The sequence below is a fragment of the Bradyrhizobium sp. WSM4874 genome (assembly GCF_055811835.1).
This window is the reverse complement of sequence record NZ_JBVVPR010000003.1, coordinates 203,115-217,240: the sequence shown is the minus strand read 5'-3', so window position 1 is coordinate 217,240 and position 14,126 is coordinate 203,115. Positions and strand designations below refer to the sequence as shown.

The window sequence follows — 14,126 nt, the reverse complement described above, 5'->3', positions numbered from 1 at the left end:
ACGTCAGGACGAGACGGGCAGGGAATGGATACGCCATGACGCGCAAGCAGCGACGTATGACCATCATCGGCGGCTCGCTTGCCGTGCTCGCGCTCGCGGCCGCGCTGGTGCTCAACGCCCTGCGCGACTCCATCGTGTTTTTCTCGACGCCGACCATGGTCGCCGAGAAGCACGTCGCGCCCGGCAAGCGGTTTCGCCTCGGCGGCCTGGTGCAGCCCGGCTCGCTCCAGCGCGGCGCCAATCTCGTAGTGACCTTCGAAGTCGCCGACGGCGGCGCAAAGCTTCCAGTCGCCTTCAAGGGCATTTTGCCTGATCTGTTCCGGGAAGGGCAGGGCGTCGTCGCCGAGGGCGCGCTCGACGCCGATGGCGTGTTCAAGGCCGACACCGTGCTCGCCAAGCACGACGAAACCTACATGCCCAAGGACGTCGCGGATGCCCTGAAGAAGCAGGGGCACTGGAAGGATGACTACGGCGCCAAGGCTTCAGATGGCGTCAAGCCCGCGGCTACGACCGCACAGGGCAATCCGCAGGGAGCAGTTCGGTGATCGCGGAATCGGGACATTATGCGCTGGTGCTGGCGCTCGGACTGGCATTGATTCAGTCCATCGTGCCCCTGATCGGGGCGCGGCTGCGCGATGACGCGCTGATGAATGTGGCGCGCTCCACTGCGCTGGCGCAGCTCCTGTTCGTCGGTGCGTCGTTCATCGCGCTAGTGATGCTGCACGTAGCTTCGGATTTCTCGGTTGCCAACGTCTACGAGAATTCCCATTCCACGAAGCCGCTGCTCTACAAGATCACCGGCGTGTGGGGAAACCATGAAGGCTCGATGCTCTTGTGGGTGTCGATCCTCGCGCTGTTCGGCGGATTGGTCGCGGCCTTCGGCAACAATCTGCCGCTGTCGCTGCGCGCGCATGTGCTGGCCGTACAGGCGTGGATCGCCAGCGCCTTCTATCTCTTCATCCTGGTGACCTCCAACCCGTTCCTGCGCATCGCAAACCCGCCGATCGAGGGACGCGATCTCAATCCGGTGCTTCAGGACATCGGTCTCGCCGTGCATCCGCCAATGCTTTATCTCGGCTATGTCGGCTTCTCGATCTCGTTCTCCTTCGCGATCGCGGCGCTGCTGGAGGGGCGGATCGACGCCGCCTGGGCGCGCTGGGTGCGGCCGTGGACGCTGGTCGCCTGGATCTTCCTGACCCTCGGTATCGCCATGGGCTCGTACTGGGCCTATTACGAACTGGGTTGGGGTGGCTGGTGGTTCTGGGACCCGGTCGAGAACGCCTCGCTGATGCCGTGGCTTGCCGGCACCGCGCTGCTGCATTCGGCTCTGGTGATGGAGAAGCGCAACGCGCTGAAGGTCTGGACCATCCTCTTGTCGATCCTGACCTTCTCGCTATCGCTGCTCGGCACCTTCCTGGTGCGCTCGGGGGTCATCACCTCGGTGCATGCCTTCGCGACCGATCCAACCCGCGGCGTGTTCATTCTCCTGATTCTTTGCCTGTTCATCGGGGGCAGCCTGTCACTGTTCGCGGGCCGCGCGACGTCGTTGAAGCAGGGCGGCCTGTTTGCGCCGATCTCGCGCGAGGGTGCGCTGGTGCTGAACAATTTGCTGCTCACGGTCGCCTGCGCGGTGGTGCTGTTCGGCACGCTCTATCCGCTGGCGATGGAGATGCTCGCCGATTTCAAGATGTCGGTCGGCGCGCCGTTCTACAACCTCACCTTCGCTCCGCTGTTCACGCTGTTGCTGCTCGCCGTACCGTTCGGGCCGATGCTGGCATGGAAACGCGGCGATCTGCTCGGCGTCACCCAGCGTCTGCTCGCGGCAGGCGTTGCCGGGCTTGTCGCCGCCGCCATGGTCTGGGGCTGGGTGCTCGGTGGGAGCGCGCTGGCGCCGCTCGCGATCGGGCTTGGCGTCTTCGTCATCGCCGGTGCCGTCACTGATATCGTCGAGCGGACCGGCCTCGTGCGGTTACCTTTCGCAACGGCACTGCACCGCGCCCGCGGCCTGCCGCGCTCGGCCTGGGGCTCCGCTTTTGCGCATGCCGGCCTCGGCGTCGCGCTGATCGGAATCGTCTGCGAGACCACCTGGAACAGCGAATATATCGCGACCATGAAACAAAACGACGTCGCCCATGTCGCCGGTTACGACGTGAAGCTCGAGGGCTTGTTCCAGCGTCAAGGGCCGAACTTCCACGAAATGATCGCCGAATTCAACGTCAGCAGTGACGGCGAGAAGCTCAGCGTGATGACGCCGTCAAAGCGTAGCTTCACCACCCGGGGCTCCTCGACCACGGAGGCCGCGCTGCTGACGCGCGGCGCCAGCCAGCTCTACATCTCACTCGGCGACGCCACTGCCGAGGGCGCCATTGCCGTGCGCATCTATCACAAGCCGCTGGTGCTGCTGATCTGGTGGGGACCTGTGCTGATGGCGTTCGGCGGCGTGCTGTCGCTGTCGGATCGGCGCCTGCGGGTGGGTGCGCCGAAGCCGGCGCGGGCCAAGCAGCGCCTGCAGCCGGCGGAGTGAACCGATGCGCCGGATGATGGCCGCGTTCGTCGCGCTGATGCTGCTGGCCTTGCCTGCGGCGCATGCCGTGCAGCCTGACGAGATCATGTCGGACCCTGCGAAGGAGTCGCGTGCACGCGACTTGTCGCGCGAGCTGCGCTGCATGGTCTGCCAGAACCAGTCGATCGACGATTCCGATGCGCCGCTCGCGCGCGATTTGCGGCTCCTGGTGCGCGAGCGTATCGCGGCCGGCGACAGCAATTCGCAAGTGCTCGATTTCCTGGTCGCGCGCTACGGCGAGTTCGTGCTGCTCAAGCCGCGCTTCGAGCGCCAGAACGTGCTGCTGTGGCTGCTCGCGCCGCTGCTGCTGATTGGCGGTGGCTTGGCGCTGTGGCTGCAAATCCGCCGGCGCTCGCGAAATGGTGCAGATGTCCCAGCTCCGCCGCTCACGCCCGAGGAAGAGGCGCGTCTCGCCGCATTGATGTCGGACGAGGCCACATCGCGTTAGCTACGTCGCTGCATCAAAGCTGGCGCTGCGCGGGCATCCCTGGAACTTCGTTAAGTTCCTGCAGGTTCGCGATTTTCGGCCGCGATAAACTGCCGCAGCCGCACACGCGTTCATTACAAAAGTTTAACCCCGCCGCCAGCGCACGGTAAGGCGGCAGCCCCCATCTTCAGGTCCGTAAGGTGCCGCCGTCAGGTACCAAATGGATTTCAAGGCCCTGGAGATCTCTGCATGACCGACCGTTCCGACCTCTCGAACCTTCCGTCCTACCGGCAGCCCCGCCGGTCCGTTTTCTCGGCCCGCAAGATCGCGCTGATGGCCTCGGTCGTCGCCGGCCTCGGCGCCGCCGTCTACGGCTTCGGCACGTCGACCTCGCCGGCCGACCTGTTCTCGAGCCCGGCGCATGCACAGGTCAACAACGAGGTCCGCAAGGTCGAACGTCCCGTCGGTTTCGCCGATGTGGTCGAGCGCGTGAAGCCCTCGGTGATTTCGGTGAAGGTCAACATGAAGGAGAAGACCGCGAGCAACGATGACGGCGATGACGCGCAGTCGCCGTTCCAGCCGGGCTCGCCGATGGAGCGGTTCTTCCGCCGTTTCGGCGGTCCGGATGGCATGCCGGGCCTGAAGGGTGGTGGCGGTCGTGGCCGCGTCGTGCAGGGCCAGGGCTCCGGCTTCTTCATCTCGGCTGATGGCTTTGCCGTGACCAACAACCACGTGGTCGACGGCGCCGACAAGGTCGAAGTCACCACCGACGACGGCAAGACCTACACCGCCAAGGTGATCGGCACCGACCAGCGCACCGACCTCGCCCTGATCAAGGTCGAGGGCAGCTCGAACTTCCCGTTCGCGAAGCTTGCCGACGGCAAGCCGCGGATCGGCGACTGGGTGCTCGCGGTCGGCAACCCGTTCGGCCTCGGCGGCACCGTGACTGCCGGCATCGTTTCGGCCAGCGGCCGCGACATCGGCAACGGCCCCTATGACGATTTCATCCAGATCGACGCGCCCGTGAACAAGGGCAATTCCGGCGGTCCCGCTTTCGACACCAACGGTGAGGTGATGGGCGTCAACACCGCGATCTACTCGCCTTCCGGCGGCAGCGTCGGCATCGCGTTCTCGATTCCCGCGAGCACCGTGAAGAGCGTGGTGGCGCAGCTCAAGGACAAGGGCTCGGTCAGCCGCGGCTGGATCGGCGTGCAGATTCAGCCGGTGACATCCGACATCGCCGACAGCCTCGGCATGAAGAAGGCCGAAGGTGCGCTGGTTGCAGAGCCGCAGGCGAATGGTCCGGCGGCCAAGGCCGGCATCGAGTCCGGTGACGTGATCACGTCGGTCAACGGCGAACCGGTCAAGGACGCACGCGAGCTCGCCCGTACCATTGGCGGCCTGGCGCCCGGCGCGACCGTGAAGCTCAACGTGCTGCACAAGGGCCAGGACAAGGTCGTGAACCTTACTCTCGGCCAGCTGCCGAACACGATCGAGGCCAAGGCCGACATCGACAAGGACAGCGGCAAGGGTGCGAGCCGCGGCACCGACGTGCCCAAGCTCGGCATGACCGTCGCGCCCGCCGATTCCGTGGCCGGCGCCGGCAAGGAAGGCGTCGTGATCACCGAAGTCGATCCGAAGAGCGCGGCTGCCGAACGCGGCTTCAAGGAAGGTGACGTGATTCTCGAAGTCGGCGGCAAGAGCGTAAGCACCGCCGGCGAAGTCCGCGACGCCATCAACACGGCGCGGACCGACAACAAGAACAGCGTCCTGATGCGGGTGAAGAGCGGCGGCCAGTCGCGCTTCGTCGCCGTGCCCATCGCAAAGGGTTAACCAAGGGCTGACCCAAGGGCTCGGCCTCAGGAGGCCTCCGAGATGAAGGGTGTCGCCGGCATCAGTCGCCCCCGCCGACGGCGCCCTTCGGGGGAGCAGCGCAACGTTTGCTTCCCCTGTCTACCTTCCGGTGGAATACGCCCCCCTCCGTCGGAAGGCCTAGGGCGGTGAAGTCCCCCCAGCTTCACCGCCCGCCTTTTTCTCGATGCCAGAGTCTCTCACTCGGCTTGCATGCGATTGCCGCTCGCGCCATGTTTAGAGAAGGTTCACTCCCTTGACCGTTGCCGAACGCACGATGCGCCTCCTCATCATCGAAGACGACCGCGAATCCGCCGACTACCTCGTGAAGGCGTTTCGCGAGGTCGGGCACATTGCCGACCACGCCGCGGACGGTGAGGAAGGCCTCGCCATGGCCGAGAACGGCGATTACGACGTGCTGGTGGTCGACCGCATGCTGCCCAAGCGCGACGGCCTGTCGGTGATCGGCGCGCTCCGCGACAAGGACGATTCGACGCCGGTGCTAATTCTCTCCGCGCTCGGCCAGGTCGACGACCGCATCAAGGGCCTGCGCGCCGGCGGCGACGACTATCTGCCAAAACCCTATTCCTTCGCCGAGCTGTTGGCCCGGGTCGAAGTGCTGTCGCGCCGTCGCGGCGGTCCGGCCGAGGACACGCTGTACCGCGTCGGCGATCTCGAACTCGACCGGCTCTCCCACCGCGTTGCGCGCGGCAAGGACGAGTTGACGCTGCAGCCGCGCGAATTCCGCCTGCTCGAATATTTGATGAAGCATGCGGGCCAGGTGGTGACCCGGACCATGCTGCTGGAGAACGTCTGGGACTATCATTTCGATCCGCAGACCAACGTGATCGACGTGCACATTTCGCGGCTGCGCTCCAAGATCGACAAGGGTTTTGAGCGGCCGCTGCTGCACACCATTCGCGGCGCGGGATATATGATCCGTGACGGCATTCGGTAAACTCGTCCGCACCACGGCATTCCGGCTGACGCTGGTCTATCTGCTGTTGTTCGCGATGTTCGCGGCCTCGCTGCTGGCCTATTTCGCCTGGAATACGCGGCGGCTGATCACCGAGGAAATCACGCAGACGGTCAATGCCGAGACGTCGGAGATCAACGAGATCTACGGCCGCCGCGGCTTGCGTGCTCTCGTGCTCGCGATCGAGTACCGGGCGTTGCGGCCGGGCGCCAACCTCTATCTGGTGACGACGCCGACGGGCCAGTCGATCGCCGGCAATGTCGGCTCGCTGGCGCCCGGCGTGATGGCGACGCGCGGCTGGTCCGAGACCGCCTACCGGCGGATCGAGGATGCCGATGATCGAGACCATCTTGCGCTCGTTCGCGTCACCGAATTGGAAAACGGCTTCCGGCTTCTGATCGGACGCGATCTGGCCGAGCGGCGACGGCTGTTCGGCATCGTGGCGAAGGCCGCGCAATGGTCGATCCTGATCGTCGTGGTGCTCGGCCTGGGCGGCGGCATCTTCGTGGCGCGCAGGGTGCTCAGGCGCATCGATGCGATGAGTGGCACGGCCCATCGCATCATGACCGGCGATCTCAGCGAACGCCTGCCGGTGGGGCGTAGCGGCGACGAGCTCGACCGCCTCGCCGAAAATCTCAACGCCATGCTGGAGCGTATCGAAGCGTTGATGGCGGGATTGAAGGAGGTCTCCGACAATATCGCCCATGACCTCAAGACGCCGCTGACGCGCTTGCGTAACCGCGCCGAGGAGGCGCTGGCGAAATCGGGCGGCGAGGGAGATTACCGCGCCGCGCTGGAACGGACCATCGAGGAATCCGACGGGCTGATCCGCACCTTCAACGCGCTTCTGATGATCGCGCGCGCCGAGTCAGGGCAGGCGCGCGGCAACATGGATGATTTCGACGCCGCCGACGTCGCCAACGGTATTCACGAGCTCTACGAGCCGCTGGCTGAAGACGACGGCATGACCTTGAAGGTCAGGTGCGAGCCGACGCCGGTTCACGCCAACCGCGAATTGATCAGCCAGGCTCTCGCCAATCTTGTCGAGAATGCGATCAAATACGGCAAGCCGGCCGCGCAGCCGGCGGGAACTGTGGTCAGCATGGAGGGCAGGCAGATCACGATCGAATCGAGGCGCGAGGGCGAGCAGGTGCTTCTCAGCGTCACCGATCGCGGTCCCGGCATCCCCGAAGCCGACCGCAAGCATGTGGTGGAACGATTTGTGCGGCTGGAAGCCAGCCGCACGCTGCCTGGATCCGGCCTCGGCCTCAGTCTCGCCTCCGCGGTCGCGACATTGCACGGCGGCGAGTTGAGGCTGGGTGACGCCCAGCCCGGGCTTGTCGCCACGCTGGTGCTGCCGGCGCGCGCGGGGGCCGGCGACAGGGTTGCTCCGCCAATGCAGGATGTGCCACAGAAGGTGGCATGAACCATTCCGCGCCGGGAAACGCGGACAAGCATGGTGAGAGACTTGCCGCACGGTTCGCGGAGGCTCCCCATATTGCCGCTTCCGTCACCGACCAAGGACGTTTTGAAAGCTGGCTGGCCGAGCTCGAGCCCGCGCAATTCACCCGTCTTGAAGCGCTGTTGGCTCATCCCTTCGCGCGGGACATCCTGGCCGGCATCGCGGAATTCTCGCCTTATCTGTTCGAACTGGTGCGCGCTGATCCACAGCGCCTGATCCGGCTGCTGGAATCCGATCCGGATGCGCATCTCGCCGCGCTGGTCGCGGAGGCGAACGGCGCCGTGCTCGCGGCATCCGATGAAGCCGAGGTGATGCGGCTGCTTCGCCGCATGAAGGCGGAGGCCGCGCTCCTGATCGCACTGTGCGACATCGGCGGGGTCTGGCCGGTGATGCGGGTGACCGCAGCGCTCACCGATGTCGCGGTGTCCTCGGTGCGGGCGGCGCTTCAATACCTCCTGCGGCAGGAAGCCGCACGTGGCAAGCTCTTGCCGTCCAATCCCGAGGCGCCGGAGGAGGGCTGCGGGCTGATCGTGCTTGCGATGGGCAAGATGGGCGCAGGCGAGCTGAACTATTCCAGCGACATCGATCTCATCGTGTTCTTCGATCCCGACCATACGACGCTGGCCGCGGATATCGAACCCCAGCCATTCTTCGTGAGGGTGACGCAGGGGATGGCACGCATTCTCCAGCAGCGCACCTATGACGGCTACGTCTTCCGCGTCGATCTGCGCCTGCGTCCCGATCCGTCCTCGACGCAGGTGGCGATTTCGCGCGACGCCGCGCTGAACTATTATGAGCGGGAAGGGCGTACCTGGGAGCGCGCCGCGATGATCAAGGCGCGAGCCTGCGCCGGCGATCCCAAGGCGGGTAAAGCGCTGCTCGCGGAGATCGCGCCCTTCGTCTGGCGCAAGCATCTCGACTTCGCCGCGCTTGCCGACGTTCACGACATGAAGCGACAGATGCAGACCTATCGCGGCCAGAGCGAGGTTGCGGTCGAAGGGCATAACGTGAAGGTCGGGCGCGGCGGAATCCGCGAGATCGAGTTCTTCGCCCAGACCCAGCAATTGATCGCCGGGGGGCGACATCCCGAGTTGCGCGTGCGGCCGACGCTCGCCGCGCTTGGCGTGCTCGCTTCCAGCAACTGGATCACATTTGCGGCGCGTGACGAACTGACCACGGCGTACCAATTCCTGCGCCGGGTCGAGCATCGCCTCCAGATGATCGCCGACGAGCAGACCCACACGCTGCCCGAGGATAAGGAGGCGGTCGAGCGTTTCGCCTGGTTCTTCGGCTATCCGGATCGCGAGGCCTTTGCCCGCGACCTTTTACGCCAGCTCGAGATCGTCCAGGGCCACTACGAAAAACTTTTCGAGGGCGACGATCCGACCGGCACGGCCAAGCTTCCGGCGCTCGACTACAGTGCGGGTCCCGACGATCCGCGGCTGCTTCAGCATCTGGCGACGCTAGGCTTCAAGAAGCCTGCCGCCGTCGCGCAGACCGTGCGCGACTGGATCACTGGCGAGTACCGCGTCTTCCGCGTCGAGGCGACGCGCAACGCATTCGTCGAGTTCGTGCCGGCCCTGATCGACGGTCTCGCTCATGCCGAGGAGCCGGATCGGGCCGTCGTGGCGTTCGACCATTTCCTTGGGGCGCTCCAGCGCGGCGGCCGGCTGATCACGCTGCTCGGTCAGAACCGCGATCTCGTCGCGCTCGTGGCCCTGGTGCTGGGCGCGGCGCCCCGGCTCGGCGAGATGCTGGCGCGGCAGCCGCAGCTCATGGACGGCCTGATCGATCCGCGCTTCTTCGGCGCCATGCCCGACCGGCAGGAATTGTCGGGGCGGCTCGCGAGTACAGTGCAGGACGCCGGCTCTTACGAAGAGTTTCTCGACCGCCTGCGCCTCTTCGGGCAGGAGAGCCTGTTCCTGATCGGTACGCGAATTCTCTCGGGCACGGTCTCGGCGCAGCAGGCGAGCACCGCATTTGCCGACGTCGCCGAGGGCATCGTGCATACCGTGCATGGTCTCGTCGCCGACCGCTTCGCCGCCCAGCACGGCCGGATCAGGGGCCAGGAGACCGCGATCATCGCGATGGGCCGGCTCGGTAGCCGCGAGATGACCGCGTCGTCCGATCTCGACCTGATCCTGCTTTACGATTTCGACAGCGACAATCCGGACTCCGACGGTGCGAAGTCATTGCAAGGTGCTCACTATTTCGCGCGCTTCACCCAGCGCCTGATCAGCGCGTTCACGACGCGCACCAATTACGGGGTGCTCTACGAGATCGACATGCGGCTGCGCCCCTCGGGACGTGCCGGCCCCGTGGCCTCGAGCCTCGTCTCGTTCGCGGACTACCAGGCAAACGAGGCCTGGACCTGGGAGCACATGGCGCTGACGCGCGCGCGCGTCGTGTCGGGTTCGCCCGAATTCCGGCAACGGATCGAGCGCGTCATCCGCGATGTCCTGACCCGCCGCCGCGACGCCGGAATCACCGCCAACGATGTTGCCGATATGCGGCGTGCGATCGCCCAGGAGAAGGGCGAAGCTGATTGCTGGGACCTCAAATATGCGGCCGGCGGCATGGTCGACATCGACTTCATCGCGCAATATCTCCAGCTCGTGCATGCTCACGAGAAACCGGAGATTCTCGACGTCGCCACGACGCAGGTGCTGGAAAATGCATGCAGGCTCGGCGTGCTCGCACAATCGGAGACCGAGATATTGCGTGCCGCAGCGCGGCTCTATCACGATTTGACGCAGATCCTGCGGCTCTGCGTCAACGATCGGTTCAAGCCGGAAACCGCGGGCACCGACCTCCTGCGCGTGATGGCACGCGCGGGCGATGCGCCGCATTTCTCCTCGCTGGAGGCGCGCGTGAAGGAGACGCAGAGCGAGGTGCGCCGCGTCTTCAGGGCGCTGCTGGAAGGGACGTCGTCGGCTTCAGCGAAGTGAGTGCCTCAAGCACGTTCGGCTCGAGGCCCGCGCCGCCGGCGTCGAGATGGGCGAAGATCGCGCGCTTCATCCGCGGATCCCAGAACTTCTTGATGTGGTCGGCGATCCCCGGCACGGCCTTGTCGTGACCCTGACTCCGGAAGAACGTGCCGATCTGGTTGGCCATGTAGATCAGGCGGTCAGGCGACATCGGCAACCTCCGTGGCATGACGGGCGACAACCCGGCCGCCATGCGAAAATACTTCGAACCCGTCCTGGCGGGCAATGGCAATCAGCGTGATGCCGGCGGCCTCCGCGGTGCGCACCGCAAGTGCGGTCGGCGCGGAGACGGCGACCATCACCGGCGCGCCGATGGCGGCGGTCTTCTGCACCATCTCGACCGAGACACGACTTGTCAGCAGGACCATGCCGGCGCTTGCGTCCGTCCGGCTCCGCGCCAGAGAGCCGGCAAGCTTATCGAGCGCGTTGTGGCGGCCGACGTCCTCGCGGAGCGCCACAATGCCATGCGATGGCGACCAGAACGCCGCGGCGTGAACCGCGCGCGTCTGCATGTTGATCGATTGCAGCGGGGCGATGGCCTGCATCGCAGTCATGATCTGTTGCGGCGTGAAGCTGTGCCCGTGCGGCACGACAGCGGCAGGGCGCACGGCCTCCGCGATCGAGTCGATGCCGCAAATGCCGCAGCCGGTCGGGCCGGCGATGTGGCGGCGACGCTCGCTGATGCGCGCGGCATCTTCCGACGCAAGCCACATGCGCAGCTCGATGCCCTCGTCTAGGCGGACCACCTCGAGTGACTTGATGTCATCGACCGATTTGATGATGCCTTCATCCAGGCTGAAGCCAACCGCAAAATCCTCGAGGTTCTGCGGCGTTCCCATCATGACGGCGTAGGTGCCGCCATTGTAGGTCAGCGCCAGCGGCGTCTCCTCCGGGATCAGCCGCGCTCCTTCGGACGCGACACCGTCGCGCCAGATCTCACGGTCGATAGCCTGGACCGGCACGTGCATGCCGCTACTCCGCGGCCTCGGCCGGCGCGATGCGGCGGGAATGCCGCGCCTGCGCGTCGTAGGCCTTCTGCCAGTCAGACGGGCCGTTCGACGGCGAAATCTGCACCGCCGTGACCTTGTATTCGGGGCAGTTGGTCGCCCAGTCCGAATAGTCCGTCGTGATGACGTTGGCCTGCGTGTCCGGATGATGGAACGTGGTGTAGACGACGCCTGGGGCGACGCGATCGGTGATCTCCGCACGCAGCGTGGTCTCGCCGGCGCGGCTCTTCAGCCGCACCCAGTCCCCGTCGCGCACGCCACGCTGTTCGGCATCGTGCGGATGGATCTCCACCCGATCCTCGGCATGCCTGACCACGTTTTCGGTGCGCCGGGTCTGCGCGCCGACATTGTACTGGCTGAGAATGCGGCCCGTGGTGAGCAGCAGCGGATAGCGCGGGCCGGTGCGTTCGTCGGTCGCGACATATTCGGTGACGACGAACTTACCCTTGCCACGGACGAAGCCGTCGATATGCATCACCGGCGTGCCCTCAGGCGCCTTTTCGTTGCAGGGCCACTGCACCGAGCCGAGCTCGTCGAGCTTGGCATAGGAGACGCCGGCGAAGGTCGGGGTCAGCGCCGCGATCTCGTCCATGATCTCGGAAGGATGGCTGTAGGTCATCTCGAAGCCCATGGCCTTGGCAAGGCCGATGGTGACCTCCCAGTCGGCGAGGCCGTTCTTCGGCGTCATCACCTTGCGGACGCGCTGGATGCGGCGCTCGGCGTTGGTAAAGGTGCCGTCCTTCTCGAGGAAGCTGGAGCCCGGCAGGAACACATGGGCGTAGTTCGCGGTCTCGTTCAGGAAGAGGTCGTGGACGATAACGCATTCCATCGCCGACAGTGCCGCCACCACATGCTTGGTGTTGGGATCAGATTGCAGGATGTCCTCGCCCTGCACGTAGATCCCCATGAACGTGCCTTCGACCGCGGCGTCGAACATGTTGGGAATGCGCAGGCCGGGCTCGGGGTTAAGCTTGACGTTCCACAGCGCCTCAAACTGGTCACGCACGGCATCGCCCGAGATGTGGCGATAGCCGGGGAGCTCGTGCGGGAACGAGCCCATGTCGCAGGAGCCCTGCACGTTGTTCTGGCCGCGCAGCGGGTTCACGCCGACGCCGGGACGACCGATATTGCCTGTGGCCATCGCGAGGTTCGCGATCGCGATCACGGTGGTCGAGCCCTGGCTGTGCTCGGTGACACCAAGACCGTAATAGATCGCGCCATTGCCGCCGGTGGCGTAGACGCGCGCTGCTTGGCGCAGATCGTTCGGATCGACGCCGGTGAGGATGGCGGTGGCTTCCGGGCTGTTGTTCGGCTGGCCGACGAACGCCGCCCATTCCTCGAACTCGTTCCAGTCGCAGCGCTCGCGCACGAAGGCTTCGTTGGCGAGGCCTTCGGTGACGATCACATGCGCCAGCGCCGTCATCACCGCGACGTTGGTGCCGGGCATCAGCGGCAGGTGCAGCGCCTTCACATGCGGCGATTCGACCATCTCGGTGCGGCGCGGATCGATCACGATCAGCTTGGCGCCCTGGCGCAGTCGCTTCTTCAGGCGGGAGGCGAACACCGGATGGGCCGAAGCGGGGTTGGCACCAATGACGACGACAACGTCGGTGTCCTCGACCGAGTCAAAATCCTGCGTGCCGGCGGAGGTACCGAACGTGGTCGAGAGGCCATAGCCGGTCGGGGAGTGGCAGACGCGAGCGCAGGTGTCGACATTGTTGTTGCCGAAGCCGGCGCGGATCAGCTTCTGCACCAGATAGGTTTCTTCATTGGTGCAGCGGGACGAGGTGATGCCGCCGATGGCGTCGCGGCCGTATCTCTTCTGGATGCCGCGCATTCTGTCGGCGGCAAACGAGAATGCCTCGTCCCACGACACTTCGCGCCAGGGATCCTCGATCCGCTCGCGGATCATCGGGTTGAGGATGCGCTCCTTGTGGTTGGTGTAGCCCCAGGCGAAGCGGCCCTTGACGCAGGAATGGCCGCGATTGGCCTTGCCGTCCTTGTACGGCACCATGCGGACGACTTCCTCGCCGCGCATCTCGGCCTTGAAGGCGCAGCCGACGCCGCAATAGGCGCAGGTGGTGACGACCGAGTGTTCGGGCTGGCCGATCTCGATCACGGATTTCTCGGTCAGCGTCGCGGTCGGGCAGGCCTGCACGCAGGCGCCGCAGGAGACGCATTCGGAGCCGAGGAAGCTCTCGCTCATGCCGGGCGAGACGCGGCTGTCGAAGCCGCGGCCGGAGATCGTGAGCGCGAAGGTGCCTTGCACCTCCTCGCAGGCGCGGACGCAGCGCGAGCAGACGATGCACTTGGAGGGATCGTAGGTGAAGTACGGGTTGGATTCGTCCTTCGGCATCCAGGCGGCGTTGATCTCGCCATTGGACTTGCCAGGTGTCTTGGCGAAGACGTGGTTCTCGCCCTCATAGCCGTAACGCACGTCGCGCAGGCCCACGGCGCCGGCCATGTCCTGCAACTCGCAATCACCGTTGGCACCGCAGGTGAGGCAGTCGAGCGGATGGTCGGAGATGTAGAGCTCCATCACGCCCTTGCGCAGCTTCTTGAGCCGCTCGCTCTGGGTGTGCACGATCAGGCCGGACATGACAGGCGTGGTACACGAGGCCGGCGTTCCGGCGCGGCCCTCGATCTCGACGACGCAAAGGCGACACGAGCCGAACGCATCGACCATGTCGGTCGCGCAGAGTTTCGGGATCTGATGGCCAGCGTCCATCGCCGCTCGCATGATCGAGGTGCCCTCGGGCACCGTGACCTGGTTGCCGTCGATTGTGAGCGTGACCATTGTTTCTGATTTCGAGCGCGGCGTACCGAAGTCGATTTCTTCGATCAGAGACATTG

10 protein-coding genes are annotated in these 14,126 nt (G+C 65.5%); 7 read left to right on the top strand and 3 right to left on the bottom strand.

What is annotated here, in order from left to right:
- Window positions 1-35 precede the first annotated feature (35 nt).
- From ccmE to AC0L3P_RS04785, 7 genes are all read left to right on the top strand, one after another.
- Window positions 36-545, top strand: a complete 510-nt coding sequence (gene ccmE, locus AC0L3P_RS04815) for a cytochrome c maturation protein CcmE (protein ID WP_473301133.1) — start codon at window positions 36-38, stop codon at window positions 543-545.
- Window positions 542-2,524, top strand: a complete 1,983-nt coding sequence (locus AC0L3P_RS04810; protein WP_473301132.1) for a heme lyase CcmF/NrfE family subunit — start codon at window positions 542-544, stop codon at window positions 2,522-2,524. The genes ccmE and AC0L3P_RS04810 overlap by 4 nt, the downstream gene beginning before the upstream one ends.
- Window positions 2,525-2,528: 4 nt before the next feature.
- Window positions 2,529-3,011, top strand: a complete 483-nt coding sequence (locus AC0L3P_RS04805) for a cytochrome c-type biogenesis protein (RefSeq protein ID WP_275167736.1) — start codon at window positions 2,529-2,531, stop codon at window positions 3,009-3,011.
- Window positions 3,012-3,239: 228 nt separating this feature from the next.
- Window positions 3,240-4,823: a Do family serine endopeptidase gene (locus tag AC0L3P_RS04800; protein ID WP_473301131.1), complete on the top strand. Its 1,584-nt coding sequence runs from the start codon at window positions 3,240-3,242 to the stop codon at window positions 4,821-4,823.
- Window positions 4,824-5,118: 295 nt separating this feature from the next.
- On the top strand, window positions 5,119-5,799 hold the full coding sequence (locus AC0L3P_RS04795) for a response regulator transcription factor (protein ID WP_035969420.1): 681 nt from the start codon (window positions 5,119-5,121) through the stop codon (window positions 5,797-5,799).
- On the top strand, window positions 5,783-7,243 hold the full coding sequence (locus AC0L3P_RS04790) for a sensor histidine kinase (RefSeq protein ID WP_473301130.1): 1,461 nt from the start codon (window positions 5,783-5,785) through the stop codon (window positions 7,241-7,243). Before AC0L3P_RS04795 ends, AC0L3P_RS04790 begins: the two co-directional genes overlap by 17 nt.
- Window positions 7,240-10,227 carry a bifunctional [glutamine synthetase] adenylyltransferase/[glutamine synthetase]-adenylyl-L-tyrosine phosphorylase gene (locus AC0L3P_RS04785; RefSeq protein ID WP_473301129.1) on the top strand — a complete coding sequence of 996 codons (2,988 nt, stop codon included), beginning with the start codon at window positions 7,240-7,242 and terminating at the stop codon, window positions 10,225-10,227. The genes AC0L3P_RS04790 and AC0L3P_RS04785 overlap by 4 nt, the downstream gene beginning before the upstream one ends.
- Here the strand turns inward: AC0L3P_RS04785 and AC0L3P_RS04780 are convergent.
- The 3 genes from AC0L3P_RS04780 to fdhF are packed head-to-tail and all read right to left on the bottom strand — an operon-like array spanning window position 10,184 to window position 14,124.
- On the bottom strand, window positions 10,184-10,417 hold the full coding sequence (locus tag AC0L3P_RS04780; protein WP_275167731.1) for a formate dehydrogenase subunit delta: 234 nt from the start codon (window positions 10,415-10,417) through the stop codon (window positions 10,184-10,186). The two genes, AC0L3P_RS04785 and AC0L3P_RS04780, sit on opposite strands and share 44 nt — an antisense overlap.
- The gene (gene fdhD, locus AC0L3P_RS04775; RefSeq protein ID WP_354056146.1) at window positions 10,407-11,234 is read right to left on the bottom strand and encodes a formate dehydrogenase accessory sulfurtransferase FdhD; all 828 of its coding nucleotides are present in this window, start codon (window positions 11,232-11,234) and stop codon (window positions 10,407-10,409) included. The genes AC0L3P_RS04780 and fdhD overlap by 11 nt, the downstream gene beginning before the upstream one ends.
- A 4-nt stretch (window positions 11,235-11,238) precedes the next feature.
- On the bottom strand, window positions 11,239-14,124 hold the full coding sequence (gene fdhF / locus AC0L3P_RS04770; RefSeq protein ID WP_473301128.1) for a formate dehydrogenase subunit alpha: 2,886 nt from the start codon (window positions 14,122-14,124) through the stop codon (window positions 11,239-11,241).
- Between the last annotated feature and the right edge of the window lie 2 nt (window positions 14,125-14,126).

Coding starts and splice junctions, on each gene's coding strand:
- ccmE (WP_473301133.1), top strand. CDS start 36: ATGACGCGCAAGCAGCGACGTATGACCATCATCGGCGGCTCGCTTGCC.
- AC0L3P_RS04805 (WP_275167736.1), top strand. CDS start 2,529: ATGCGCCGGATGATGGCCGCGTTCGTCGCGCTGATGCTGCTGGCCTTG.
- AC0L3P_RS04800 (WP_473301131.1), top strand. CDS start 3,240: ATGACCGACCGTTCCGACCTCTCGAACCTTCCGTCCTACCGGCAGCCC.
- AC0L3P_RS04795 (WP_035969420.1), top strand. CDS start 5,119: ATGCGCCTCCTCATCATCGAAGACGACCGCGAATCCGCCGACTACCTC.
- AC0L3P_RS04785 (WP_473301129.1), top strand. CDS start 7,240: ATGAACCATTCCGCGCCGGGAAACGCGGACAAGCATGGTGAGAGACTT.
- AC0L3P_RS04780 (WP_275167731.1), bottom strand. CDS start 10,417: ATGTCGCCTGACCGCCTGATCTACATGGCCAACCAGATCGGCACGTTC.
- fdhD (WP_354056146.1), bottom strand. CDS start 11,234: ATGCACGTGCCGGTCCAGGCTATCGACCGTGAGATCTGGCGCGACGGT.
- fdhF (WP_473301128.1), bottom strand. CDS start 14,124: ATGTCTCTGATCGAAGAAATCGACTTCGGTACGCCGCGCTCGAAATCA.